The sequence below is a fragment of the Mesorhizobium sp. NFR06 genome (genome assembly GCF_900115245.1).
In the GTDB taxonomy this organism is placed as follows: Bacteria; Pseudomonadota; Alphaproteobacteria; order Rhizobiales; family Rhizobiaceae; genus Mesorhizobium.
Genome location: NZ_FOVT01000003.1, coordinates 101,309 through 126,480 on the forward strand (window position 1 = coordinate 101,309; position 25,172 = coordinate 126,480).

The 25,172-nt window shown below is 63.3% G+C and carries 25 protein-coding genes, 1 other RNA gene and 2 pseudogenes; 8 read left to right on the forward strand and 20 right to left on the reverse strand.

What is annotated here, in order from left to right; genetic code table 11:
- Nucleotides 1-140: 140 nt before the first annotated feature.
- The 3 genes from F3H96_RS07250 to F3H96_RS07260 form a co-directional block, all read right to left on the reverse strand.
- Nucleotides 141-737, reverse strand: a complete 597-nt coding sequence (locus tag F3H96_RS07250) for a LysE family translocator (protein ID WP_149791265.1) — start codon at nucleotides 735-737, stop codon at nucleotides 141-143.
- Nucleotides 738-843: 106 nt separating this feature from the next.
- Complete coding sequence (ilvN, locus tag F3H96_RS07255) at nucleotides 844-1,419, reverse strand: acetolactate synthase small subunit (protein ID WP_027169049.1); 576 nt, start codon at nucleotides 1,417-1,419, stop codon at nucleotides 844-846.
- A gap of 82 nt (nucleotides 1,420-1,501) precedes the next feature.
- Nucleotides 1,502-3,283 carry an acetolactate synthase 3 large subunit gene (locus F3H96_RS07260; RefSeq protein WP_149791266.1) on the reverse strand — a complete coding sequence of 594 codons (1,782 nt, stop codon included), beginning with the start codon at nucleotides 3,281-3,283 and terminating at the stop codon, nucleotides 1,502-1,504.
- A gap of 381 nt (nucleotides 3,284-3,664) precedes the next feature.
- Here F3H96_RS07260 and F3H96_RS07265 point away from each other — a divergent pair, with 381 nt between their 5' ends.
- Nucleotides 3,665-5,473, forward strand: coding sequence for an NAD(P)/FAD-dependent oxidoreductase (locus F3H96_RS07265; RefSeq protein WP_149791267.1), 1,809 nt, complete (start codon nucleotides 3,665-3,667; stop codon nucleotides 5,471-5,473).
- 107 nt (nucleotides 5,474-5,580) lie between these two features.
- Here F3H96_RS07265 and F3H96_RS07270 read toward each other — a convergent pair whose 3' ends face one another.
- From F3H96_RS07270 to F3H96_RS07280, 3 genes are read right to left on the reverse strand one after another with little or no spacing between them, the layout of a single operon-like run.
- Nucleotides 5,581-6,123 carry a GNAT family N-acetyltransferase gene (locus F3H96_RS07270; protein WP_149791268.1) on the reverse strand — a complete coding sequence of 181 codons (543 nt, stop codon included), beginning with the start codon at nucleotides 6,121-6,123 and terminating at the stop codon, nucleotides 5,581-5,583.
- A 22-nt stretch (nucleotides 6,124-6,145) separates the two neighbouring features.
- Nucleotides 6,146-6,454, reverse strand: a complete 309-nt coding sequence (locus tag F3H96_RS07275) for a hypothetical protein (protein WP_149791269.1) — start codon at nucleotides 6,452-6,454, stop codon at nucleotides 6,146-6,148.
- A 5-nt stretch (nucleotides 6,455-6,459) separates the two neighbouring features.
- Nucleotides 6,460-7,026 (reverse strand): XRE family transcriptional regulator, encoded by a 567-nt coding sequence (locus F3H96_RS07280; protein WP_149791270.1) that lies wholly within the window; start codon nucleotides 7,024-7,026, stop codon nucleotides 6,460-6,462.
- A gap of 154 nt (nucleotides 7,027-7,180) precedes the next feature.
- Between F3H96_RS07280 and F3H96_RS07285 the strand changes: the two genes are divergently transcribed.
- The gene (locus F3H96_RS07285; RefSeq protein ID WP_149791271.1) at nucleotides 7,181-9,013 is read left to right on the forward strand and encodes an ATP-binding protein; all 1,833 of its coding nucleotides are present in this window, start codon (nucleotides 7,181-7,183) and stop codon (nucleotides 9,011-9,013) included.
- 155 nt (nucleotides 9,014-9,168) lie between these two features.
- Here the strand turns inward: F3H96_RS07285 and F3H96_RS07290 are convergent, their stop codons facing one another.
- A complete protein-coding gene (locus F3H96_RS07290) occupies nucleotides 9,169-9,960 on the reverse strand; it encodes a GGDEF domain-containing protein (RefSeq protein WP_149791272.1) in 792 nt (263 codons plus the stop codon).
- 125 nt (nucleotides 9,961-10,085) lie between these two features.
- Nucleotides 10,086-11,030 (reverse strand): tRNA (adenosine(37)-N6)-dimethylallyltransferase MiaA, encoded by a 945-nt coding sequence (gene miaA / locus F3H96_RS07295; protein WP_149791556.1) that lies wholly within the window; start codon nucleotides 11,028-11,030, stop codon nucleotides 10,086-10,088.
- Between miaA and serB the strand changes: the two genes are divergently transcribed.
- Both serB and F3H96_RS07305 read left to right on the forward strand, forming a co-directional pair.
- Nucleotides 11,020-11,907, forward strand: a complete 888-nt coding sequence (gene serB / locus F3H96_RS07300) for a phosphoserine phosphatase SerB (RefSeq protein ID WP_149791273.1) — start codon at nucleotides 11,020-11,022, stop codon at nucleotides 11,905-11,907. The two genes, miaA and serB, sit on opposite strands and share 11 nt — an antisense overlap.
- Entirely contained in the window at nucleotides 11,904-12,476 is a 573-nt protein-coding gene (locus F3H96_RS07305; RefSeq protein WP_149791274.1) for a GNAT family N-acetyltransferase, read from the forward strand. Before serB ends, F3H96_RS07305 begins: the two co-directional genes overlap by 4 nt.
- A gap of 46 nt (nucleotides 12,477-12,522) precedes the next feature.
- On the opposite strand, the gene F3H96_RS07310 is transcribed toward F3H96_RS07305, so the two are convergent.
- The 6 genes from F3H96_RS07310 to F3H96_RS07335 form a co-directional block, all read right to left on the reverse strand.
- Nucleotides 12,523-14,040, reverse strand: coding sequence for a DegQ family serine endoprotease (locus F3H96_RS07310; RefSeq protein WP_149791275.1), 1,518 nt, complete (start codon nucleotides 14,038-14,040; stop codon nucleotides 12,523-12,525).
- A 260-nt stretch (nucleotides 14,041-14,300) separates the two neighbouring features.
- Entirely contained in the window at nucleotides 14,301-14,486 is a 186-nt protein-coding gene (locus tag F3H96_RS07315) for a DUF2065 domain-containing protein (RefSeq protein WP_149791276.1), read from the reverse strand.
- 5 nt (nucleotides 14,487-14,491) lie between these two features.
- Nucleotides 14,492-15,454, reverse strand: coding sequence for a protease modulator HflC (locus tag F3H96_RS07320; RefSeq protein ID WP_149791277.1), 963 nt, complete (start codon nucleotides 15,452-15,454; stop codon nucleotides 14,492-14,494).
- A complete protein-coding gene (gene hflK, locus F3H96_RS07325) occupies nucleotides 15,454-16,566 on the reverse strand; it encodes an FtsH protease activity modulator HflK (RefSeq protein ID WP_149791278.1) in 1,113 nt (370 codons plus the stop codon). The genes F3H96_RS07320 and hflK overlap by 1 nt, the downstream gene beginning before the upstream one ends.
- Before the next feature lie 247 nt (nucleotides 16,567-16,813).
- The gene (locus F3H96_RS07330; protein WP_149791279.1) at nucleotides 16,814-17,332 is read right to left on the reverse strand and encodes a dihydrofolate reductase; all 519 of its coding nucleotides are present in this window, start codon (nucleotides 17,330-17,332) and stop codon (nucleotides 16,814-16,816) included.
- Nucleotides 17,332-18,351 carry a DUF4424 domain-containing protein gene (locus F3H96_RS07335; RefSeq protein ID WP_149791280.1) on the reverse strand — a complete coding sequence of 340 codons (1,020 nt, stop codon included), beginning with the start codon at nucleotides 18,349-18,351 and terminating at the stop codon, nucleotides 17,332-17,334. The genes F3H96_RS07330 and F3H96_RS07335 overlap by 1 nt, the downstream gene beginning before the upstream one ends.
- Before the next feature lie 139 nt (nucleotides 18,352-18,490).
- Here F3H96_RS07335 and cobF point away from each other — a divergent pair, with 139 nt between their 5' ends.
- Nucleotides 18,491-19,252 (forward strand): precorrin-6A synthase (deacetylating), encoded by a 762-nt coding sequence (gene cobF, locus F3H96_RS07340; RefSeq protein WP_149791281.1) that lies wholly within the window; start codon nucleotides 18,491-18,493, stop codon nucleotides 19,250-19,252.
- 40 nt (nucleotides 19,253-19,292) lie between these two features.
- Here cobF and F3H96_RS07345 read toward each other — a convergent pair whose 3' ends face one another.
- From F3H96_RS07345 to modA, 4 genes are all read right to left on the reverse strand, one after another.
- On the reverse strand, nucleotides 19,293-19,634 hold the full coding sequence (locus tag F3H96_RS07345; RefSeq protein WP_040982165.1) for a winged helix-turn-helix domain-containing protein: 342 nt from the start codon (nucleotides 19,632-19,634) through the stop codon (nucleotides 19,293-19,295).
- An 85-nt stretch (nucleotides 19,635-19,719) separates the two neighbouring features.
- Entirely contained in the window at nucleotides 19,720-20,832 is a 1,113-nt protein-coding gene (gene modC, locus F3H96_RS07350; RefSeq protein WP_149791282.1) for a molybdenum ABC transporter ATP-binding protein, read from the reverse strand.
- Nucleotides 20,829-21,533 carry a molybdate ABC transporter permease subunit gene (gene modB / locus F3H96_RS07355; RefSeq protein WP_149791283.1) on the reverse strand — a complete coding sequence of 235 codons (705 nt, stop codon included), beginning with the start codon at nucleotides 21,531-21,533 and terminating at the stop codon, nucleotides 20,829-20,831. The genes modC and modB overlap by 4 nt, the downstream gene beginning before the upstream one ends.
- Nucleotides 21,534-21,552: 19 nt before the next feature.
- Nucleotides 21,553-22,347: a molybdate ABC transporter substrate-binding protein gene (modA, locus tag F3H96_RS07360; protein ID WP_149791284.1), complete on the reverse strand. Its 795-nt coding sequence runs from the start codon at nucleotides 22,345-22,347 to the stop codon at nucleotides 21,553-21,555.
- Between the two features lie 165 nt (nucleotides 22,348-22,512).
- On the opposite strand from modA, the pseudogene F3H96_RS07365 reads away from it, so the two are divergent.
- Nucleotides 22,513-22,702 (forward strand): annotated as a pseudogene (locus F3H96_RS07365) (TOBE domain-containing protein); the annotation flags it as partial.
- Between the two features lie 56 nt (nucleotides 22,703-22,758).
- Here the strand turns inward: F3H96_RS07365 and F3H96_RS07370 are convergent.
- Nucleotides 22,759-23,553 (reverse strand): thymidylate synthase, encoded by a 795-nt coding sequence (locus F3H96_RS07370; RefSeq protein ID WP_149791285.1) that lies wholly within the window; start codon nucleotides 23,551-23,553, stop codon nucleotides 22,759-22,761.
- Between the two features lie 137 nt (nucleotides 23,554-23,690).
- On the reverse strand, nucleotides 23,691-24,002 hold the full coding sequence (locus F3H96_RS07375) for a DUF2853 family protein (protein WP_149791286.1): 312 nt from the start codon (nucleotides 24,000-24,002) through the stop codon (nucleotides 23,691-23,693).
- 170 nt (nucleotides 24,003-24,172) lie between these two features.
- Between F3H96_RS07375 and ssrA the strand changes: the two genes are divergently transcribed.
- Both ssrA and F3H96_RS07385 read left to right on the forward strand, forming a co-directional pair.
- Nucleotides 24,173-24,533: a transfer-messenger RNA gene (gene ssrA / locus F3H96_RS07380) on the forward strand.
- A 54-nt stretch (nucleotides 24,534-24,587) separates the two neighbouring features.
- Nucleotides 24,588-25,138, forward strand: a pseudogene (locus F3H96_RS07385) (AAA family ATPase).
- The last annotated feature ends 34 nt before the right edge of the window (nucleotides 25,139-25,172 follow it).

Here is a 25,172-nt window from a genome sequence, read left to right on the forward strand (position 1 = left end):
TTTTCGTGGAGTAGATAGGACAAGGGTTTGGCGGAAAAGGGCCAAAACGCGGCATTACGAAGATTTAATGTGCACTGCACAATAGCTGGGCAGCCGGCCAACGTGCCGCGACCGGACCGCGCGTCGGTCCGAAAATCGGCTCAGCGTAGCATCGGCCACAGCGTCGCCGCGAGCAGCACGCCCATGGTGATATTGAACCATTTCAGCCGCATCGGATCCGACAGGAAACCGCGCAGCGCCGTGCCGAAGCCCGCCCATACGGACACGCTGGGCAGGTTGACGATGGCGAAGGCCGCGGAGATCAGCATCACCGAGATGAACGGGTGGTCGGGGTTGGTGTAGACCGCCATGGCGGTGATCGCCATGACCCATGCCTTGGGATTGACCCACTGGAAGGCGGCCGCATCGACGAAGCGCATGGGCGTCGCTTCCGCCTCGCCCTTGCCGCTCAGCGAGCGCGACATCGCGATCTTCCAGGCGAGGTAGAGCAGATAGGCCGCACCCGCGATCTTCAAGCCTGTATGCAGCGCGGGTACCGCCACCAGCGCCGCGCCGAGGCCGAGGCCCACGGCCAGCAGCAGGACGAAAAAGCCGATGCTGATGCCGAGCATATGCGGGATCGTCCTGACGATTCCGAAATTCACGCCGGACGCCAGCAGCATCAAATTGTTCGGCCCGGGTGTGATCGATGTCACCAAGGCGTAGACCAAAAGGGCAAGGAATGCGTCAACCGACATGATATCCTCCCAGATATGTCAGCCTTACTGTCCTTTTAGCGAAGCTGCAAAACCCAGAAGCGGGCAACCGCCGGTCCAAAAGCAGAAAACGGGCTGGCGCTCCTGATCACATGCCCTGCGGACCGCGGTTCATCGCGGCCACGCCGGTGCGGCAGATCTCGACCAGGCCAAGCGGCTTCATGATGGCGATGAACTGGTCGAGCTTGGAGCCCTTGCCGGTGATCTCGAAGATGAAATGCTCGGTGTTGGCGTCGATGACCGAGGCGCGGAAAGCATCCGCAAGCCGAAGCGCCTCGACCCGGGCATCGCCCGTGCCGGCGACCTTGACCAGCGCGAGCTCGCGTTCCAGCGGCCGCTCCTGCCCGAGCTCATGCGAGCGCACGGTCAGGTCGACCACCCGGTGCACCGGCACGATGCGTTCGAGCTGGTGCTTGATCTGCTCCATCACATGCGGCGTGCCGCGCGTCACAATGGTGATGCGCGACAGATGCTTCTCATGCTCGGTCTCGGAAACGGTGAGGCTTTCGATGTTGTAGCCGCGGCCCGAGAACAGGCCGATGACGCGGGCAAGCACGCCCGGCTCGTTGTCGACCAGCACGGAAAGCGTGTGCGTTTCCGGCTTCTCGGTTTCCTTGGCGATGAAGTAGGCGGAACCGGTCGGTTGAAGGTGCTGTGCGTTCATGAGGTGAATCTCGATTTCAGACTTTTGAGCTAATTCTCTGTTTGCGCACGGCTTCTCGCGACAGCCCTGCCCCGGCGGCCGACTACACCAGTTCCCTGCCCTTGGCGTCGATGGCGTTGGCGACCGCCTCGTCGGTGGCCTCGTCGGGCAACAGCATTTCGTTATGCGCCTTGCCGGACGGGATCATCGGGAAACAGTTGGCCAAAGTCGCCACGCGGCAGTCGAACAGCACCGGCTTCTTGACCGAGATCATCTCCTTGATCGCGTCATCGAGCTCGTCCGGCTTGTCGCAGCGGATGCCGTGACCGCCATAGGCCTCCGCCAGCTTGACGAAGTCCGGCATCGCCTCGGTGTAGGAGTGCGACAGCCGGTTGCCGTGCAGCAGCTGCTGCCACTGGCGCACCATGCCCATATACTGGTTGTTCAAGATGAAGATCTTGATCGGCGCCTCGTACTGAACCGCCGAGCTCATCTCCTGCATCGTCATCTGCACCGAGGCGTCGCCGGCGATGTCGATGACCAGCGCATCGGGATGCGCGATCTGCACGCCGAGCGCGGCCGGTAGGCCGTAGCCCATGGTGCCCAATCCGCCCGAGGTCATCCAACGGTTCGGCTTGTCGAAATGATAATGCTGCGCAGCCCACATCTGGTGCTGGCCGACCTCGGTGGTGATGTAGGTGTCCATGTCCTTGGTCAGCGCGTAGAGCCGCTGGATCGCATATTGCGGCATGATGACGTCGTTGTTCATCTTGTAGGCGAGCGAGTCCCGCGCACGCCATTTCGCGATCTGTTCCCACCACGGATAGAGCGCCTTCTTGTCGGTCTTGGCGGTCGCCCGCCACAGCCGCACCAGATCCTCCAACACGCGGCCGACATCGCCGATGATCGGCACGTCGGTGTGGACGTTCTTGTTGATCGAGGACGGATCGATGTCGATGTGGATCTTCTTCGAATTCGGCGAGAACGCGTTCAGCCGGCCGGTGATACGGTCGTCGAAGCGCGCGCCGATGCAGACCATCACGTCGCAATCATGCATGGCCATGTTGGCTTCATAGGTGCCGTGCATGCCGAGCATGCCGATCCAGTTCTTGCCGGATGCCGGATAGGCGCCGAGCCCCATCAGCGTCGAAGTGATCGGAAAGCCCGTCAGATCGACCAGTTCGCGCAGCAGATGGCTGGCTTCCGGGCCGGAATTGATGACGCCGCCGCCGCTATAGATGATCGGCTTCCTCGCGCCGGCCATCAGCTCGACCGCCGCCTTCACCTTTTCCAGATCGCCCTGGACCTTCGGCTGATAGCTGGTGCGCGGCGCCGTCTGCGGCGGCACGTACATGCCTTTGGCGAACTGCACGTCCTTCGGAATATCGACCACGACCGGACCGGGCCGGCCGGTGGTGGCGACGTGGAAGGCCTCATGAATGGTGGCGGCGAGTTCGTTGACGTCCTTCACCAGCCAATTGTGCTTGGTGCAGGGCCGCGTGATGCCGACCGTGTCGCATTCCTGGAATGCATCGGAGCCGATCAGCGAGGTCGGCACCTGGCCGGTGAGACACACCAGCGGAATGGAATCCATCAGCGCGTCCTGCAGCGGCGTCACCGCATTGGTGGCGCCGGGGCCGGAGGTGACCAAGAGAACTCCCGCCTTGCCGGTCGAGCGCGCATAGCCTTCGGCCGCGTGTCCGGCGCCTTGCTCGTGCCGGACCAGAATGTGCTCGACCTCGTCCTGCTGGAAAATCTCGTCGTAGATTGGAAGGACCGCGCCACCCGGATAGCCGAAGACGTGCTTGACGCCGTTGTCCTTCAGCGCCTGCACCACCATTTCGGCGCCCGTCATTTCGCGTCGCTCGTTCTGTCCGTTGCTCATCGGTCTGGTCCCGTATTGTCCGCCGTCTGGCGATTTGCTGGTCGTTTAGTTGGATTTCGGGCAATAAAAAAGGCCCCCGAGGGAGCCTGTGGGATGCGCATGGGAGGTTTTCGCCCGGCGGTTACACCGCCTTGCCCACGCGCCAGCCTACGAGAATGAGTGCCGTTTTCATGGTCGCGGACACTAGAGGTGGGTACGGCAGCCTGTCAACGGGTAAAATGACGCCTTTGGCGCGGCGTTCCGAGCAAGCCATTGAAAACGCGCCAAACTATTGGAGGGCGTGACGCAAGGCGGATTTTGCCGAAATACTTCAAGGTTGCCGGAGGCCCATCCGGTCACGGCGCTCACACAAGAAGCGATCCCAAGCGCGGAGGAGAACAAATGCTCGAAAGGACACCCACCACCAAGGCACAGGCGCTGCTCGACAAGTTCGGCAAGGCGCTGGAAGCCGGCGACATCGACACCGCCGTCAACTGCTTCCAGGCCGATTGCTACTGGCGCGACCTCGTCACCTTCACCTGGAATTTGAAGACGATGGAAGGCCGCGACCAGATTCGCGACATGCTGCAGGCGACGCTGGCCAACACCGGACCCACCGGCTGGGCGGTCGCCAAAGGCGAGGAAGCGAGCGAGGACGGCGGCATCATCACCGCCTGGATCACCTTCGAGACGAATGTGGCGCGCGGCTTTGGCCTTGTGCGGTTCAAGGGCGACCTGATCTGGACCCTGCTGACCACGATGGCGGAACTGAAAGGCCATGAGGAGAAGGCGGGCTTCACCCGTCCGCTCGGCGCCAAGCATGGCCATGGCAAGGGGCGCAAGACGTGGCGTGAGGAGCGCGACGACGAAATCGCCGAACTCGGTCACGCCAAGCAACCCTACGTCGTCATCATCGGCGGCGGTCAGGGCGGCATTGCGCTCGGCGCCAGGTTGAAACAGCTTGGCGTGCCAACCATCATTGTGGAGAAGAACGAGCGTCCGGGCGATTCCTGGCGCAAGCGCTACAAGTCGCTCTGCCTGCACGACCCGGTCTGGTACGATCACCTGCCCTATATCGACTTTCCGAAGAACTGGCCGGTGTTCTCGCCGAAGGACAAGATCGGCGACTGGCTGGAGATGTACACCAAGGTGATGGAGCTGAACTATTGGGCCTCCACATCAGCGAAATCCGCCAAGTACGACGACAAAGCCAAGGAATGGACAATCGTCGTCGAACGCGACGGCAAGGAGATCGTGCTTAAGCCGAAGCAATTGGTTCTGGCGACCGGCATGTCCGGCAAGGCGAACTGGCCGAAATACAAGGGCCAGGACATCTTCAAGGGCGAGCAGCAGCATTCCTCGACCCATCCCGGTCCGGACAAATACCGCGGCAAGAAGGTGGTCGTCATCGGCTCCAACAACTCGGCCCACGACATTTGCGCGGCGCTGTGGGAAGGCGGCGCCGACGTGACCATGGTGCAGCGTTCGTCCACCCACATCGTCAAGTCCGACACGCTGATGGATATCGGTCTCGGCGCCCTTTATTCGGAGCAGGCGGTGGAGAACGGCATGACGACGCGCAAGGCCGACATGATCTTCGCTTCGCTCCCCTACCGCATCCTGCATGAATTCCAGATCCCGCTCTATGAGCAGATGAAGGAGCGTGACGCGAAATTCTACGACGATTTGGAAAAGGCCGGCTTCATGCTCGACTGGGGCGATGACGGCTCAGGCCTGTTCATGAAGTACCTGCGCCGTGGCTCCGGCTATTATATCGACGTCGGCGCATGCGACCTCGTCATCGACGGTTCGATCAAGCTCAAGAGCGGCCCCGGCGCGGCAGTGCAGGAGCTCACCGAAACAGGCGTCAAGTTCGTCGACGGCACCGAATTACCGGCCGACCTGGTGATCTATGCCACCGGCTACGGCTCGATGAACGGATGGGCGGCGGACCTCATCTCACAGGAGGTGGCGGACAAGGTCGGCAAGGTCTGGGGTCTCGGCTCCGGCACCACCAAGGATCCCGGTCCGTGGGAAGGCGAGCAGCGCAACATGTGGAAGCCGACGCAGCAGGAGGCACTCTGGTTCCACGGCGGCAACCTGCATCAGTCGCGGCACTATTCGCAATATCTGTCACAGCAGCTCAAAGCCAGGCAGGTCGGCTTGCCGACGCCTGTCTACGGGCTGCAGGAGGTCTACCACAAGGCCTGATGCGTGGCGCCCTCGCATGAAGGTAGAAGCCCGGCTTGCCTGGCTTCTACCATGTCCGGCGCCGAAACGGACTTCGCCGCTGGCTTCTGTCGCGCATCGCCGCGACTTCAGGGTAGCGTATCGGCCGCCGCTGCCCCTATTCGCTTCCAGTAGATGAGCGTGCCGGTCAGCCCGCCATGCGGCTTCAGCGCAAAGTCCGGGATCTCGCCGGCGAAGGCGAAACCAAGCTTCTCATAGAGGCCTGCCGCACCCTCTTCTCTCGCCGTGTCCAGCACCAGCAGCGTGCGGCCTTTCTCGATGGCGAGTTTCTCGGCGGCCCGCATCAGGCGGGTCGCGACACCTTTGCCGCGATGCTCCCGGCCGGTCATCAGCTTGGCGATCTCGGCGCGGTGCGGCTGATTTGGCGGGAAGTCGAGGAGCAGCGTGACGGTGCCGGCAAGCACCCCGCCATGCCATGCGCCTAGCACCGCCCTTTCGCCGCGCGCGGCCGCGGCCAGCGACTTGCGCCAGAAGTCTCGCGCTGCTTCCGCCGGCAATGGATGCATGAAGCTCACCGATCCGCCGGCAGCGACCGTTTCGATCAAAAGATCGGCCAAAAGCGCGATGGTCGCCGCGTCGTCGCTCAACGCCCGGATTTCAAGGGAGTTCATGCTGGTGGTCTCCAGGTAAAGGTCATTCGAAATGGCTGATCCGCCGGCGCCGTCGCGCCCGCCTGATTTCGGCGATACGATCGGCGTCGCTCTCGCTGAGATGGCGGCCGCGCTCCAGGATCTCGAGCGTATATTCCTCATACGTCAGCCCGAGCTGCTTGGCCCGCTCCAGCCGCATCAGCATGACCGCTTGGCTTGGCGCCTTCCAGGCCTTGGCGTGGGCGGTGCGCCAGGCAAGGAAAATGTAGGCGTCGCCCCTGCCCCAGGGCGGGCCGTCATAGTCGTCGAGCGGCGGCCCGCCATTGTGCGAGCGTTTCGGACGGCGAGACATCGCAATCAGTCCCTGACCAGCGCCACGAGATACTCCGCCGCATCCGGTCCGGGCGCATGAAAGACGCAGTCCGAGGGCGCCCCCAGCGCCAGGCAGTCTCCGGGTTCGAGCCTGTGCACGACATCGCCCTCGGTGAAATCCAGTCTTCCGCCGATCAGCCATATCTGCTGCTTGATGAAGGCGTAGGATGCGGCCGGAAGACTGACCTTTGCGCCCGCCGGCAGGCTCACCCTGATCAGCTCGAGCGGCATCTGCGCTGCCGGCGACAGATGCCGCCTGACATAGCCGGTCGCCGGATCCCGCCAGACCGGCTGCTCGTCCTTGCGAGAAAGGCCGCCGCCGTGCATCTCGGCCCGCGCGATCAGCGTCGACAGCGTCATGGCGAAGGCTGCCGCGATGCGCACCAAAAGCGCGGCGGTCGGACTGGTCGTACCGCGTTCGATGGCGCTCAGCATCGCCTTCGAAACGCCCGAGCGCTCGGCAAGGTCGGCCAGCGACCAGCCCCTCACCGTTCTTTCGGAGTGTATCCGTCTGCCGATCGTGGCGGTAATATCATTCGATATATCACCCATTCGTCCAATATATCGGAATTTCGCCAGCGGGGAAGAACCTTGTTCGATCGAATTGTCGCAGCCGGCTTAACACCGCCTACACCATTCGACCTCACCTGACTTTAACCCCGATCGGGTAGGGTCGACGCTCCAGGGGAATGGGACCAGGACAGCCATGTTTGTCGAACGCGAAGCCTCCATCGGCGAACCGATCTCGCAGGAGCGCCGCACCGCTCTGCAAAGCGACAAGCGCATTCTCGGCAATGTCGTGCAGTGCGACGGCGCACGCGCCACCATCAGCGCCTATGCCGAAGATGCGGAAGGCACGGTCACCGGCCAGTGGACGGTCGGCAGGATGATCTCGATAAATCTGGGCATCACGCGCACGGTCGGCCTCGTCTATGAGATCGGCAAATCGGACCGCGCCTGGAGCAACGAGGGCCAGAACCCGATCGAGGTCAGGATCGAGCTGATCGGCGAAGTACGCGATGGTGGCGAGCCGGGCGCCAAGCCGGTCTTCGACCGCGGCATCACGGTCTATCCGCATATCGGCGCCATCGCCCATCGTATCCGCAGCCGCGACCTGCAGGCGGTCTACGATCTGGCCGGGCGTCATTCGGTCACCATCGGCACGCTGTCGCAGGATGAATCGATCGCTGCCAACATCGCCATCGACGACACGCTGGCGCGCCATTTCGCCATTGTCGGCACCACCGGCGTCGGCAAATCCACGGCGGTCTCGCTGCTGTTGCGCAAGTCGATCGAGGCGCGGCCGGATCTGCGCGTGCTCATCCTCGACCCGCATAACGAGTTCGCCTCCTCGCTGCCGGAATACTGCGTCAAGGTCGATTCCAAGACGCTCGACCTGCCGTTCTGGATGTTCAGGCTGGAGGAGTTCGCCGAAGTGCTGTTTCGCGGCCGCGAGACGGTGCCGGAGGAAGTGGACGTCTTGCGCGACCTGATCCCGGCCGCCAAGAACCTCTACCGCAACCCGAATTCCGGCACCTATGTCAGGCGCGGCAGCGACGCGCTGACGGCGGACACGCCGGTGCCTTATCGCATCGCCGATCTCATCAAGCAGATCGATGAGCGCATGGGAATGCTGGAGAGCAAGAACGATCGCCCGACGCTGAAGTCACTGAAGACACGCATCGAATCGGCGGCAGCCGACCCGCGTTACCGCTTCATGTTCAATTCGCGCCTGATCGAGGACACGATCCACGAAACCATTGGCAATATCTTCCGCGTCCCCAACCATGGCCGTCCGGTGACCTGCTTCGAGATGGCGGGCATGCCTTCGGAAGTCGTCAACTCGGTCTGCTCGGTGCTGGCGCGCCTGGCCTTCGACCTGGCGTTGTGGAGCGAGGGCCGGCTGCGGTTGCTTCTGCTTTGCGAAGAAGCGCACCGCTACATGCCGGCGGATCCACGTCTGGGCTTTGCACCGACGAGGCACGCGCTGTCGCGTATCGCCAAGGAAGGCCGCAAATACGGCTGCTATCTGGGGGTCGTCACCCAGCGCCCGGGTGAGCTCGACCCGACCATCCTGTCGCAATGCTCGACCTTCTTCGCCATGCGCCTTGCCAATGAGCAGGACCAGGCCATCATCCGCTCGGCGATCGCCGATTCCTCGGCGTCGACGCTGGCGTTCCTGTCCTCGATGGGCCAGCGGGAAGCCATCGCCTTCGGCGAAGGCGTGGCGACGACGATGCGGCTGAAATTCGAGAAGCTGGCGCAAGAGTTCATCCCCGGCACGGCGAAGGGCGAACAGATCGAGCCCTCCGTGGACGGCAACGACGTCGATCTGGCCATGATCGTCGAGCGGCTGCGCAACGTGCCGAAGCCGCAGCAGGCCATGGCTTTCGCCGAGGTGGTCGACTCAACCCGGCAAGCCGGCGACCCCGACTATAAAAAGCCGGCCACTGCCCCGCGCGTGCAGCCGGACGACGACTTCGACACCCGCTACGGCCTGAAGCCCTCGACCTTCGGAATGCGCCAGCTGAACGATTGATCTGTCGGCGTAAAGGTGCTGCAAATTCCGATAGGGAATTCGTCAGGCTGAGTCGGATTGCGAGAACCGGAGCGGAGCGGACATAAAGTCCGTGAGCACCGGAAGCGCAGGAAACGGCGGCATACGGCCGGCCTCACGAATTCATCTTCGGAATTTTAGGCGCAGACGCGGTTGCGGCCTTGCTTCTTCGCCTCGTAGAGCTGGCGGTCGGCGCGGCGGTAGAAGTCCTCAGCGCTCTCCTTATGGTCCCAGACGGCAAGCCCGACGCTGGTGGTGATTTTCAGCCGCACATTGCCCGACAGGATCGACATGTTGGCAATCGCCTTGCGGATGCGCTCGGCGAATCTGGCAAGCAGTTCGACATCCATGTTTGGCGTGACCACGGCAAACTCTTCGCCGCCTAGCCGCGCAACGACATCGTGATAGCGCGTCATGCCTCGCAGGCAAGTGGCAACGGCCCTCAGCACCTCGTCGCCGACATCATGACCATGGGTGTCGTTGACCTGTTTGAAGTGATCGAGATCGAGGATCATCAGCCCGACCGGCCTGTCGATGCGACGAAATTCGAGGAGATATTCGCGCAGCGCATCATCGAAATAGCGGCGGTTCTGCATTCCGGTCAGACCGTCGGTGAGCGCAGCCTGCTCGAACGTTTGCGACCGGGCGCTGAGCGAAACCGTCATTGCCCTCAGCTTGCCCTCTTCCCGCACCTGTCCACGGATCAGCGGGTAGATGAAGAAGGTGCCGAAGAACAGGGCGGTCGCCAGCAGCGCCCCGGTGACGAACAACAATTTGTTGAGATAGATGATTTTGTCGACGCGCGATGCCGCATCGAGGTCGGCGGCGATGTCCTGCAATTGGCCATAGGCATGGAAGGTCACCAGGCCCGCGGCCAGGATCACGAAAATAAAGACGAAAAAAGCGGATTCCGCCTTGTGGAAACGCATCAATTCCCCGCGGTACTGCAACCCTTGAGGTTATGGCATGGCGGAACTTACGGACCGTTAACCCGAACAACCCTGGCGGGAATTGGAGTCAGCGATTTTAAGGCACTGATTGAAAGCAGTATTCGTCAGTCCTGAACGGCCGGTTCATTGCCCGGCCGCAGCCTGCGCCACTCCGCGCCCAGCTGGTGCCTGAACCAGGTCGCCTGACGCTTGGCATACTGCCGGGTCGCGATCTTGGCGCGTTCGATCGCTTCGGGAAAACCTGACTGTCCGGCCATCGCCGCCTGCAGCTCGCGCACCCCGATCGCCTTCATCGCCGGCAGGTCCGGGTCGAGGTCGAGCGTCGTGAGCTGCCGCACTTCCTCGAGCGCGCCCTTGTCGAGCATCTGGTCGAAACGCGCTTCTATGCGCCGCACCAGTTGCTCCCGGTCCGGCTCGATCACCAGAAAGCGCGCGCTGTCGCGATCGATCAGCGGGCGACCGCGCGCCGCCTGCCATTCCAGGATCGAGCGCCCGGAAGCGTCGAGCACTTCCAGCGCCCGCACGATGCGCTGGCCGTCGGTCGGCCTGAGCTGCATGGCCACGGTCGAATCCTCACGCATCAGCACGCGATGCAGCCTTTCGGCGCCTTGCTCCTTGAGTTCGTAGCGCCAGCGTTCGCGCACCGATGCTGGAATGTCCGGCATGTCCGAGATGCCTTCGGCCAGCGCGCGGAAGTAGAGCCCGGTGCCGCCGACGAAAATGGCTGGACGGTCCGCCAGGACGCCGTCCTCTATCAGCCTCGTCACATCGCGCAGCCAGGCGCCCGTGGAATAAGCTGTCGAGGGATGCACATGACCGTAGAGGAAGTGCGGTACGCGAGCCATCTCCGAGGCGCTCGGCCGCGCCGTCAAAACATCGAGCACCGAATAGACTTGCATGGAATCGGCGTTGACGATGACGCCGCCCTTGCGTTCGGCGAGATCGAGCGCCAGCGCCGACTTGCCGCTGGCTGTCGGCCCGGCTATCAGGATCGCGTTCTTGACGCGGCCTTCGCCCGCCTGCTTGCCGGATTTTTCAATGCCGCTGATCGCCACCTTAGTGTCCCGTCCAGAAGCCCGCGCCGTGCCGGCCTCGATTGCGAATATGGCCTTGCAGGCCGCCGGCGCAAGCGCCGTTCATTGGCTGGCTGAAGACGTCGCCTGCGATCTCGTTTTGCCGCGGACGCCCGATATCGGCGAAATGACCGCCAATCTGCGCGCGGCGCTGGCTTCCGAGCCGGTCGACGTCATCGTTCAATCCGCCGAGGGCAGAAGGAAGAAGATCCTGCTTGCCGATATGGATTCGACGATGATCGACCAGGAATGCATCGATGAACTGGCCGACGAAATCGGCGTCAAGGAACATGTGGCGGCGATCACCGCGCGCTCGATGAATGGTGAGATCGCTTTCGAGCCCGCCTTGCGCGAGCGCGTCGCCTTGCTGAAAGGCCTCGACACGGCCGTGGTCGACCGCATCATCGCCAACCGGCTGACGCTCGCCGCCGGCGGCCGTGCGCTGGTGCGCACGATGCGCGCCAATGGCGCCTGGACGGCGCTGGTCTCGGGCGGCTTCGACGTCTTCACCAGCCGCATTGCCGGCATGCTGGGGTTCCAGGAAAACCGGGCAAACCGCTTGATCGAGGACGGTGGAAAATTCACCGGGGTGGTGGCCGAGCCGATCCTCGGGCGCGCGGCCAAGGCGGAGGCGCTGCTCGACATCGCGGCTAGGCTCGGGCTGGCGACCGAGGATGCCATCGCGGTCGGCGACGGCGCCAACGATCTCGACATGATCCGCCTTGCCGGCACCGGCGTCGCCCTGCACGCCAAGCCGGCGGTGGCGGAGCAGGCGCGGACTCGCATCGATCACGGCGACCTGACCGCGCTGCTCTATCTCCAGGGCTACCGCAAAGAAGAGTTTGTCGAATGAAGCCGATCCGCACCGAGCGCCTCATCTTGCGCAACTGGGAAGACCGCGACCGCGAGCTCTTCCACCGCATCAACTCCGACGAACGCGTGATGGAATTCTTCCCGTTCCGCCGCGACCGTGCCGCGGCGGATGCCAAAATGGACGAGCTGCGCGCCTGGATCGATGAGGATGGCTACGGCTTCGCCGCAGCCGAGATTGCAGAAACCGGCGAATGCATCGGCTTCGTCGGGTTGCTCGAAACGGACGACGTCGACACCCTCCCGGCCGGCACGATCGAGATCGGCTGGCGGCTGGCGCCTGAATTCTGGGGCAAGGGCTATGTCACCGAGGCATCGGAAGCCTGGCTTGCCTTCGGTTTCGAAACGCTTGGCGTCGACGAAATCGTGTCGTTCGCTGTCCGCGACAATCACCGGTCCATCGCCGTCATGAAGCGCCTCGGCATGCGCGCCGATCCCGATGCCGATTTCGACCACCCCGCCGTTCCCGACAGCCACCCGCATCTCAAGCGGCATGCTCTATACCGGCTGTCGCGTGAGGATTGGCAGGCACGAAAAAGGGCGGCCCGCTAGCCACCCTTTTTCATTGAAACTCAGCCGATTGGGCTGTTTTCCGGAATCAATCCATCCGGATCGTCACGAAACGCAGTTCGCCGGTCTTCGAGGCCAGCATCAGGAGCGCATTCTTGCGCCCCTGCTCCTTCAGCGCGCCGATCCGGTCCATCACGTCCTTCGGCGTGCCGACCGATTCCTGCGCGATCTCGGTGATCACCTCGCCGGGCTGGATGCCGCGCTCGGCCGCCGCTGAGTCCTTGGCGACATCGGTGATGACGACGCCCGACACGTCGGCGGCAATGCCGAATTTCTGCCGGGTCTGGTCGTTGAGCTCGCCAACCGTCATGCCAAGCACGGAAGCCGTCGATACCGGCGGGGTTGTCTTGTCGTTGTTCTCCTGGTCGGTGTTGCCGTTCTCGCCGCTGGCCAGCTTCTCGCCGTCCTCGAGCCGTCCGAGCGTCACCTTGACGGTCTGCTCGACGCCCTTGCGCACGATGACGACGTCGACCGCCTTGCCGACCGGGCTTTCCGCCACGACGCGCGGCAGATCGCGCATTTCATGGATATCCTTGCCATCGAACTTGATGATGACGTCGCCGGCCTGTACGGAACCGTTGTCGACAGGGCCGCCCTTGATGACGCCGGCCACCAGCGCGCCCTTGGCGGTAGCCATGCCGAGGCTTTCGGCGATGTCGTCCGTCACCGGCTGGATGCGCACGCCAAGCCAGCCGCGCCGCGTCTCGCCATACTGGCGAAGCTGATCGACGACACCGGCGGCAAGCTGCGAGGGAATGGAAAAACCGATACCGATAGAGCCGCCCGACGGCGAGATGATCGCCGTGTTGATGCCGATAACCTCGCCCTCGGCATTGAACAGCGGACCGCCGGAATTGCCGCGATTGATGGCGGCGTCGGTCTGGATGAAATCGTCATAAGGACCGGAATTGATGTCGCGGTTGCGCGCCGAGACGATGCCGACCGTTACCGTGCCGCCGAGGCCGAACGGATTGCCGATCGCCATCACCCAGTCGCCGACCCGCATCTTGGTGGAATCGCCGAATTTCACCGCGGTCAGCTTGTGGCCCTTGGGTTCGACCTTCAGCACCGCGACATCGGTCTTGGTGTCGGTGCCGATCAGCTTCGCCTTCAGCGTGACGCCGTCGGAGAAATTCACCTCGATGTCGTCTGCGTCGGCAATGACGTGGTTGTTGGTCACCACGATGCCCTGTTCGGCGTCGATGACGAAGCCGGAGCCGAGAGATTGCACTCTCTGCGCGGCGCCGCCCTTGTCGCCGCCGCGGTTCTTGAAGAAATCATCGAAAAAGTCCTGGAACGGCGAGCCCTCGGGCAGTTGCGGCATCGGCACCGCGCCCGGCCCTTCCGTGCCCTTCACCGTCTGCGAGGTCGAGATGTTGACCACCGCGCCAAGCAGCCGCTCGGCGAGATCGGCGACAGAAGGCGGTCCGTCGGAGGCGATCGTCGGCGTGACGAACGACGGAACGGCAACAATGCCAACCACGAATGCCGTGGCGCCGGCGAAGAACGTGCGCCGCGCCGCGCGCAACAGGGTGTCGGATATCATCATGGCCTCCCGGTGTTCTCTGAAAGGGAAGGCGCTTCCGCAAAGACGCCTGTCCGGTTCATGTTGGCAAGAATTACGGCACGTTTGCGGCCACAGCTCTCGGCGAAGGATAAATCGTCAATCGCCGCGGCACTAGGGCATGATGCCGAAAAGTGTGAGGCGGTTTTCGGACGACATCATGCTCTACTTCTTTGATTTAGAGACGGATTCAGATTTCAGGTCGATCTGACCTGAAATCATCCGGCTCTAAGGAATTTTCGTCAGCCGCGCACCAGCCAGACGATGGCGACGCCGACGGCGATTGCGGCGAGCCCTCCGATCCGCAACACGTTCTCGGGCATCGACAGCACTTCCGTCGCCAGTTTCCGGGCCAAGCCCGGAAACCCGCCATAGACCAAGCCTTCGATCACGAGGACCAGACCGATCGCCGCGACAAAATCCTGCACCGCCGCTACTGGGCGGTGCTGGGTTGCGTGGCCGGCGCTGCCGGTTGCCCGGTTCCAGGCTGCGACGCCGCCGGCTGGGCGGGCTGAGGCTTGCTGTCCGGATCGCGGAAGTAGCGGAAGAACTCGGACTCGGGCGAGAGCACCATCGTCGTGCCGGTGTTGTCCAGCGCGGTGCCATAGGCGTTCATCGAGCGGTAGAAATCGAAGAACGCCGGATCGCGCTTATAGGCGTCCGCGAAGGTCGCGCTGCGCTGCGCCTCGCCCTCACCGCGCAGGATCTCCGATTCCTTTTGCGCCTCGGCGACGATCTCGACGACCTCGCGGTCGGCTCGCGCCCGGATGCGTTGAGCCGCCTCGTTGCCACGGGCCCGCAGCCGCTCGGCTTCGGCCAGACGCTCGGCCTTCATGCGGTCGTAGGTCTGCTGCGAGACCTCCGCGGTCAGGTCCGTGCGGCGGATGCGCACATCCTCGATGTCGAGACCGAGCGAGGTCGCGTCGGGGCGAAGCTGATCGCGCACCTCGCGCATCATGACGCCGCGCTCCTCGGAGAGCGCGGCCTCGAAGTCGCGCAGGCCGTAGACGCGGCGCAGCGCCGCATCGAGACGCGTCCTCAGCCGGGCCTCGGCCAGTTCCACCTGTCCGGACACCGCCGCGCGGAAGGTGCGCGGATCCGAGATGCGGTAGGCGATGAAGGCGTCGACCTCGTAGAACTTGCCGCCCGAGACCTGGACGCGGATGTTGTCGAGGTCGAAGCGCATCACCCGCTTCTCGACCATTTGCACGCTGTCGGCATCGAAGAAGGCGAACGGCGCCTTGAAGTAGATGCCGGGCTCGCTCTTGACGTCGATGATCTCGCCGAACCTGAGCACGATCGCCTGCTGGCCGGCGCTGACCACGAACACCGAGGAATAGAGCAAAAACAGAAGGACAGCCGCGATGACGGCGATGACGGGGAGACGGTTTGCCATCACTGGTTACCTCCCGTCGTGCCGCCCAGGGGGGCCGGCGCCGGCTGCGTTTTCGGCTGCAATGCCGGCAGCGGCAAGTAGGGCAGCACGCCCTGACCGTTGCCCTGCTCGACGACGACCTTGTTCGAGTCCTTCAGGATCCTCTCCATGGTTTCGAGATAAAGGCGCTTGCGCGTGACGTCGGGCGCCTTGGCGTATTCGTTGTAGACGGAGATGAAGCGTTGCGCCTCGCCTTCCGCCTCCTGCACGACGCGGTTCTTGTAGGCGGCGGCATCTTCGCGGATCTGCGCCGCCTGGCCGCGCGCCTGCCCGAGCTTCTGGTTGGAGTACTGGTTGGCCTGCTCGACGAACTTGTCCTCGTCCTGCTCGGCGCGCTGCACCTCGTCGAAGGCATCGGCGACCTCACGCGGCGGCGCCGCGTCCTCGATCGAGATCGCGTTGACCTGGAGGCCGGTCTTGTAACCGTCGAGCGTCGTCTGGATGATCTCGCGCACCGCGGTTGCGATGCCCTGGCGATCGTCGCGGAAGATATCCTGCGCCGGGCGCCGGCCGACGACCTCGCGCATGGCGCTCTCGGCCACCTGGGTCACCATGCCGTCGGGATCGGAAACATCGAACAGATAGGCCTTGGGATCGGAGACCTGGTAGGCGACCGAGAACTGCACGTTGACGATGTTCTGATCGCCAGAAAGCATCAGCCCGGAGCCGCTGGTCGAGCCACCGCCGATGCTGACGAGCTGCTCGGAGATCTTGGCGGTCTCGACCGTTTCGATCGGCCACCAGTGGAAATGCAGGCCGGGCTGCGAAAGCTCGGTCTTTGGCTGGCCGAAGCGCAGCTCGACGGCAACCTCGTCGGGCTGCACCGTATAGATCGCCTTGAAGGCCCACAGCACGATGAGGGCAAGCGCAATCAGTCCGAGCACGGCCGGGCTTGCGCCGCCGCCGCCTGGAAGCGCGCGCCGCAGCCTGTCCTGGCCACGACGGATGATATCTTCAAGATCGGGAGGCGAACCCTGCGGGCCGCTCGGCCCTTTCGGTCCCTGCCCCCAGGGCCCCTGATTGCCGCCGCCGCCCCATGGGCCGCCGCCGCCGCTCTTGTCGTTCCAGGGCATGAATGTCCTTTCGCTTCGGTTCCCTCGGGCCTTGCGGCGCAATCCTAACGCAAGACCCGGAAAACCCATATCGGTTTTCGAAAAGGAATCGTGCGCCAAAATCAAAGTTTTACAGCGGCCTCTTGCGCGCCCGGTGGGACGCGCGCCGACGTAACATCGTTCTTCTATAGGGACGCCTTGGCCCGCTTTCAACGCGATGTGCCACCGCCACCGTGCGATTTGGATCGGTAGCGACCCTTTGTCGTCGTCAATGATCGTCGCGGCGGCGCTCGTACACCGTATAGCGGGTGGCGTGGCTGTCCTTCTCGCCAGCAGGAAAATCCTCGGCGCTGACGACCCGCCAGATGCTTGGGTCGATCGGCGGGAAATGCGCATCGCCATCGACTATGGCGAGCACATGCGTGACATGCAGGCGGTCGGCGACCGGCAGGGCCTGCGCATAGATCTCGCCGCCGCCGACCACGCAGATCTCATCGACGCCCGCCATGCAGCGGCCGCGCGCCTTGGCCAGCGTGATCGCGTCACCCAGCGAATGGGCCACCTCGATGCCTTCGGCGCGCCAGGCTTTGTCGCGCGTCACCACGATGTTGAGCCGGCCGGGCAGCGGCCGGCCGATGCCTTCGTAGGTCTTGCGGCCCATGATGATCGGTTTGCCCATCGTGTCGGCCTTGAAGCGCTTGAGATCGGTGGAAAGCCGCCACGGCAGGCCGCCTTCGCGTCCGATCACGCCGTTTTCGGCAATGGCGACATAGATCGCGATATCCATCAGCCGCCGTTCCCATCCTTGTCCGAAGGCCGGAGCAGCAGGATGTCGATGTCGTGCTCTGGATAAAAATCCTTGGCCGTCATCTCGAACGTCGTCGGGCCGACCTTGCGGACATTGTCGCCGCAGAAGGACACCAAATTGTCGGCGCTGCCCTTGTCTATGGTCAGCTTGAAGTTGCCGATGGTGCCGGCCGCCCAGTTGCCGCCCGTGGTCAGGATATAGGCGATGCGGCTCTCATAATATTTCGGATAGCCGTCCGGACTTGCCTTGGCTGCCTTGCGCACCGCATTCGCGAACGCATCGTCCATGCAGTAGCGGGTCTTGTAGGTATCGTATTGCGGGTGCTGGAACTGGCCATCGTAGAAGAAGCTGACCGAGGACGTGCCGCCGACGCTCGGCTTGTAACGATGCGAGACGTGGACTTCCTTGTTGGCCGGGAAGGCCGAGCGCCACCAATAGGTCGAGCGCAACTGCCAGAACGGCGTGTAGGAAAGCGTGGCGCCTTGTCCGTTGTCCGCTTCCGGATCCTCGATGATGATACCGCGGTTCTCCCAGTCCGCGGCAACCGCCCCGGGCAATTTCGCCAACGCCGCCTTGGCGGCATCGCCGAACGGATTGAACGGCACATTCTGCGCTTTCAGGTCGGCGCTGATGTCGATACCCAGCGCGAACACCTTCTGTTCGAGCTGCGGCTTGGCCGCGACGCCATCGACGGTCACCTCGAAGCCGAGGAAATTGTCGCTCTGGTTCTCCGGGATCGCCGGCATTTCTTCGGGATCGCCTGAAATGTCGGGCATCGGGAAGGCGACGATCGCATCGACATCCTTGTCGGTGTTGTTGCGGAACACATAGTCGACCGTCACCTTTTCGGGTGAGATGAAAAGGTCCTCGCTTTGCATGGCAACGGCGTCGCTGCGCGACAGGATCAGGCCGCCGGTGCCGAGCTCGGCGACGGAATCATTGGCGAAGGCCGGCGCGGCCATCACTGCCAGCGCTGCGGTCAGTACGGTGCGCAACATGGCCCCCCCTCTCTGCGGCGTTACCGGGATTGGCCGGATGCGCCCTTCATCTACCTGTTTCAGTGTGGCGTTTCAAAGCCCTTCCTCGCCGTTGCTGTGACTTCTGGACACCGCGCTGCCGATCGGGCAGGAGATCGCCATGCGCAAGCTTCTCGTTATCGGCATCGGTGCCGGCAATCCCGACCATATGACGGTCCAGGCCATCAACGGCCTGAACCGCGCAGATGTGCTGTTCATTCCCGACAAGGGAGCCAAGAAGAACGATCTCGCGGATCTGCGCCGGCAGATCTGCGACCGCTTCGTGACCAATCCCAAATCGCGACGGGTCGAGTTCGACGTGCCGGTTCGCGCCGAGCCGACGTCGTCCTATCGCGTCACCGTCGACGACTGGCACGAAGCGATTGCCGAAATCTATGAGGCCCTGATCCGCGACGAGCTTGCCGGGGACGGCTGCGGCGCATTCCTGATCTGGGGCGACCCGTCACTCTACGATAGCGCGTTGCGCATCCTCGAACGCGTGCGGGTCAGGGGCAATGTGGGCTTCGAGCTCGAAGTCATTCCAGGCATCACCGCGATCCAGGCGCTCGCCGCCGCCCATGCGACCGCGCTCAACCGCATCGGCGATTCGATCCTGGTCACAACCGGCCGGCGGCTGACGGAGGAAGGCCTGCCTGCCAATGCCGGCACAACGGTGGTCATGCTCGACGGCAAATGCGCCTTCAACACGCTCACCGACAAGGATGTCTTCATCCAGTGGGGCGCCTATCTCGGCACGCCCGACGAAATCATCATTTCCGGCCAGTTGGGCGATGTCGGCGCCGAAATCGAAAAAGTCCGCGAGGAAGCCCGGCGAAACAAGGGCTGGATAATGGACACCTATCTGCTGCGAAAGCCAGGATAGGCAGCTACTGCCTACTGCCTACTGCCTACTGCCTACTGCCTCATCCCGCGTCGATCTCCGCCTGCAAGGCCTGCATATGGACGGCGGCGGCCGACGACGCGGCTCGCTCTATGGCCCTGAAGCGGCTGACGACGGCAAGACCGACCGAGGTCAATTGCGCGCCGCCGCCTTTCCGCCCGCCGGTCTGCGCAGCGACCAGCGGCTTGCCGAACACGCGGTTCATGTCCTCGACCAGGTCCCAGGCATGCTTGTAGGACATCTCCATGCCGCGTGCCGCGGCCGAGATCGAGCCGAAGGCGGCGATCTGCTCGAGAAGCTCTATCTTGCCCGGACCGATCCTTCCGTCGGGGTCGAGATTTATCCGCAAGCTCAGCGACGGCACGTCCTATCCTCCGCGATCACGGCGAGTTTAACCGTTCTGCGATCATATCGCTATTCCAAAACAACATAGCGATGCGGCTCTTCCGTCATCCGTCGGCGTCGACCGGCAGTCCGGCCCAGGTCGTCTCACTGTCGAAACTCACGGTCTTGACCACCGCGAAGACCTTGCGACCGAGCGCAAGGCGCAGAGTGTGCTTTGACTGTTCGGTGATGCGCGCCAGCACGGTCGCGCCATTGCAATCGACGGCGATCTCCACCGTGGGCCCGATTCCCGGCCTGACGGCAGAAATCGTTCCCGCTAAAATATTGAGCGCGCTGAGGCCCGACGGCTGCTCGGTCGCAATCATGACGTCGCGGGCCCGGACACGCAGCCGTACCGAAGCTCCGACCGGATGCGCAAGGCGCGGCACACGGATTTCGCCGGCCCGCGAGGCAAGCACCGTCATGCCGAAAGCCTCGTCGTGGCGCAGCACCGTGGTGTCGAGCACCGCGCCGCCTTCGCTCCGCTCCTCCGCCGGCAATAGGTCGAGCCGCTGCATGATCGCCACGGTCGGGCCGGAGGCTGCGACCTTGCCCTGGGCAAGCACGACCACGTCGCTTGCCAGCCGCGCCACCTCGGCTACGGAATGGCTGACATAGACGATCGGGATTTTCGTCTCGTCGCGCAGCCGCTCGATATAGGGCAGGATCTCGGCCTTGCGCGCCTCGTCGAGCGAGGCGAGCGGCTCGTCCATCAACAAAAGTTTCGGGCTGGCAAGCAAGGCTCGGCCGATCGCGACACGCTGCCTTTCGCCACCCGACAGCTTGGCCGGCCGCCGGTCGAGGAGGTGACCGATGCCGAGCAGGTCGACCACCGCATCCATTTTGGCGTAGCGCTCGGAAGATGGCGTGAACCAGCGGCCGTAGCGCAAGTTGCCGGTAACGCTCATATGCGGGAACAGCCGCGCATCCTGGAACACCATGCCGATCCGCCGCTTGTGCATCGGCACGAAGATGCGCGCGGCTGTGTCGATCAGCACGCGCTCGTCAGCCACGATGCGGCCGTTGTCGGGACGGATCAGCCCGGCGATCAGGTTGATGAGCGTCGATTTGCCTGAGCCAGACGGCCCGAAAAGCGCCGTCAGCCGGCCGGCGCTTTCGAATTGGGCTTCAATGGCGAAATCACCGAGCCGATGATGAATATCGACCGCGAGCGTCATTCGATGTCCATCCGCCGGCCGACGCGCCGCGCCAGCACTTCCGACGCGACCAGCGCGACCATCGAGATGGCGATCGAAATCAGCGTCAGCCTGAGCGCGCCTTCATCGCCGCCCGGCACCTGCGTGAAGGTGTAGATCGCCGAGGGCAGTGTCTGCGTTTCGTTGGGAATGTTGGAGACGAAGGTGATGGTGGCGCCGAACTCGCCCATCGCCTTGGCAAAGGAAAGGATAGCGCCGGCGATCAGGCCGGGCAGGATCAGCGGCAGCGTAATGGTGGCGAACACCCAGAGCGGATTGGCGCCGAGCGTGCCGGCGGCGGCCTCCATCCTGCGGTCGACCGCCTCGATCGATAGCCGGATCGCCCGCACCATCAGCGGAAAACCCATGACGCCGCAGGCCAATGCCGCGCCGGTCCAGCGGAACGACAAGACGATGCCGAAATGCTCGGCGAGGAGGACACCGGCCGGCCCACGCCGGCCGAAGGCGAGCAACAGCAGATAGCCGGTCACCACCGGCGGCAGGATCAGCGGCAGGTGCACCAGCCCATTGAGAAGGGTCTTGCCCCAGAAGCGCCCCCTGGCCAGCAGGAGCGCGAGCAGAATGCCGGGCGGCAGGCTGGCGATCATCGCCACCGTTGCCACCTTGATGGACAACCGGACCGCATTCCATTCGTCGGGCGTTAGGTCCAGCAGCCAGGTCATGTGCGATGTCAGGTCTTTCTCAGTTGCTCGGCGCGAGCACCGTAAAACCCTGTTCCTTGAAGAGATCCGCCGCCTTGGCCGACTCGACGCACTTCAGGAACGCAGTCGTGTCCTTGTCCTTCGAATCGGCGGTCTGGGCAATCGGGTAGATGATCGGCGGATGCGAATCCTCAGGGAAGGTACCGACGATCTTGACGCCCTTGTCGGCATGCGCGTCGGTGGCATAGACGATGCCAAGCGGTGCTTCGCCTGTCGACACCAGCTTCAGCGCAGCGCGAACATTCTCGGCCTGCGCGACCTTGCCCTCGACGGACGACCAGACGCCCAGCGATTCCAGCGCCGCCTTGCCATATTTGCCGGCCGGCACGGCCTTGACATCGCCCATGGCGAGCCTGCCGTCGCCGATGAGCTTGGTGAGATCGAAGCCTTTCTCGACCTTGACCTCGACAGTGGAATCCTTCGGCGCCACCAGCACGATCCGGTTGCCGAGCAGCTTCACTTCGGTGTCTGGTTGGGTCAACTTCTTGTCGGAGAGATACTTCATCCAGTCAAGGTCGGCCGAAACGAAGACGTCAGCCGGCGCGCCGGCTTCGATCTGCCTGGCCAGCGCCGAGCTTGCCGCATAGGAAATCGTCGCCGCTTCGCCGACCTCCGGCTCGCAGGCCTTGTTGACCGCGTCAAGCGCATCCTTGAGGCTGGCGGCGGCAAATACGATCACCTTGTCGTCGGCATGGGCCGCCGGCATGATGGCCATCAGCGTCGCCGTCAGGCCGCCAACGGCGATCGCCTTCAGTCCAAAAGCCTTGCCGGTCATAAATCTCTCCAGGTTTGAAAATCGTTCGGCCCAAAGCCTCGAACCGATATATCCGGATGAACATAACAAGGGAAGGTGTTTCGCGTGCCGTAGCATTGTGCGCCGGGCTTGACCTCAGCCTACGACGAATGCGAAACGGCACGTCCGAGCACAACGGAGAGACGCATGAAAATCGGCGCCCGCAACATTCTCAAAGGGTAAGGTTAGCGAGATCGTCATGGCATGCACCACCTTGCATGTCAGGATCGACATTGGCGGCGGCGCCATCGTCCCAGCGTCGATCACCAACGAAGCGATCGCCGACCTGGCGCTCGATAAAGGCAGGCGAGCCTATGCCGTGATCAAGGCCTCGGATGGTCGGCATCGACTGACCGGTACGTGGGCGGCAATTCCGCGGCCGAGGCCCGAGCTCTACACCGCGATCGGCGCCTTGATGTTGGCGTCCGCGAAATAGTTTTCGAGGCGGAAGTCCTCGAAACGGAAGGCGAAAAGATCCTTGATGTCGGGATTGATCCACATCGTCGGCAGCGCCTTGGGGGTGCGCCGCATCTGTTCGCGCGCCTGCTCGAAATGGTTCGCGTAAAGATGCGCGTCGCCGAGCGTGTGGACGAAGTCGCCGGGTTTCAGCCCGGTCACCTGCGCCACCATCATGGTGAGCAAGGCGTAGGAAGCGATGTTGAACGGCACGCCGAGGAAAATGTCGGCGGAGCGCTGGTAGAGCTGGCAGGAAAGCCGGCCCTCCGAGACATAGAACTGGAACAGGCAGTGGCAGGGCGGCAGCGCCATCGCCTCGACTTCGGCCGGGTTCCAGGCCGAGACGATCAGCCGGCGCGAATTGGGATTTTTGCGTATCTCTTTCAAAAGATTCGCAATCTGGTCGATCTCGCCGCCATGCCCGTCCGGCCATGAGCGCCACTGCTTGCCGTAGACCGGGCCGAGATCGCCGTTCTCGTCGGCCCATTCGTCCCAGATGCTGACACCGCGGTCGTTGAGATATTTGATGTTGGTGTCGCCGGCCAGGAACCACAACAGTTCGTGGATGATCGACTTCAGATGCAGCTTCTTGGTGGTCGTGACCGGGAAGCCGCGCGACAGGTCGAAGCGCATCTGGTAGCCGAACACCGAGCGCGTGCCGGTGCCGGTGCGGTCGCCGCGATCGACACCGCTTTCCAGCACATGCTTCAAAAGGTCGAGATATTGGCGCATCGGCTTCGCCTCGATTCGGTCACGCAATCATACCCGACTGACGCCCGGTCGAACACCGTAAAGCGGATGCAGATGTGGACCGGGCGAAAGGCACACGGCGCCGGCACGGTATCGTGCCGGCCCCGGGTAGCCGAGCTTCAGAGTGAACCGAGTTTGCCGAGGTCCTTGGCAACCAGGTAATAGAACGTCACGCGGCTCTTGGTGTTGTCCGCCTGCATAGCCTTGCAGGTCTTCTCGATCGAGGCGTTGGCCTTCGCGGCATCCGAGATGCCGAGCTTCTTGCCGATCCAGTTCTCCCGCACGCGGTCGAGTTCTTTCGAGTCGGTGCAGGACACCAGCGAGGAATCGCGGTTCCGCAGCGCAATGCCCAGATGCTTGACGATCTTATCGACCGCTTCGGCGCTGGCGCCGGCATCGTATTTCTTCACATCCGCAAGATAATCGGCCATCAAACTTCCCCTCGTCGGCGCCACGGATCCGATCGATGAGGGTTGTGGCGCGGCGCGCAACCTGTGCGCTAGGTCAGAGACTCCTCATCGCAGGCGCGAGCTTTGATTGACTAAGGGCGCAAGTCAACCCTTGGCTGTACGGATTGGCATAACCGGATAAGCGCCGGTTTGGCCTTTCTTTTTCCGTTATCGCTCCCTATATTCGCTTCGTCGGCTTGACCGACTATGGCGATAAACAGGCGATGTAATAAGCCGTTCGGACCCGGGGGCGGTACCCGGCGCCTCCACCAAAAACCGCTCTTGCTGACGGAGCGGCTTTTGCTGGGGGCGAAATAGGATCGACGAAGGTGTAAAGATCGTACTTTTGCCCGGCATTGTACCACCGTCATCGGGCTAAACTTATAGTTGCCAACGACAACTATGCGGAAGCTCGTCTCGCTGCTTAATGCGGCGCGAACGCTTCAAATCAAGTCCTAGAGGTTCGCACTTCTAGGCGGGGTTCGGAGGTACCTGGCAACAGAAACCTCCACCTTCCCCCATTGCTTCTTCCCAGACCAACAGAACGGCCAAGGCTCGTGCGGCGCTTTGAGTGCGCGGCGGCCGCCCTGCCGTTCCGGCGGCCCCGGCTCCGGCAAGACCACGCTGATCGAAGCGCTGCGGCCGAAGGCTTTGCGACCGCGCCCGAAGCCGGACGCGGCATCATACGCGACCAGATGGCGATCGGCGGCCCTGCCCTTCCCTGGCAGGACCGCGCGCTCTTTGCCGAACTGATGCTGTCGTGGGAACTGCGCTCCTGGCACGCCGCGCGCGAATTAACCGGCCAAGTCTTCTTCGACCGCGGCGTGCCCGACACGATCGGCTACCTCAGGCTCTGCGGCCTGCCAGTGCCGGATCACGTCAAGACCGCGGCGGCGACATTCCGCTACGCGCGTCGGGTCTTCGTCGCGCCGCCATGGCCGGAGATTTTCACCCAGGACGATGAGCGCAAGCAGACGCTCGACGAGGCCGAGCGCACGGTCCGCTCGGTGACCGGCGTCTATGCCGAGCTCGGCTATGAGCTGATACCCTTGCCGCTAGCGCCGGTCGATGAGCGGCTGCGCTTCGTCATCAATCAAGCAGGCTTGCGACAAACATGAAAAAGGCCGGGCGAGCCGGCCTTTTTCCGTTGTT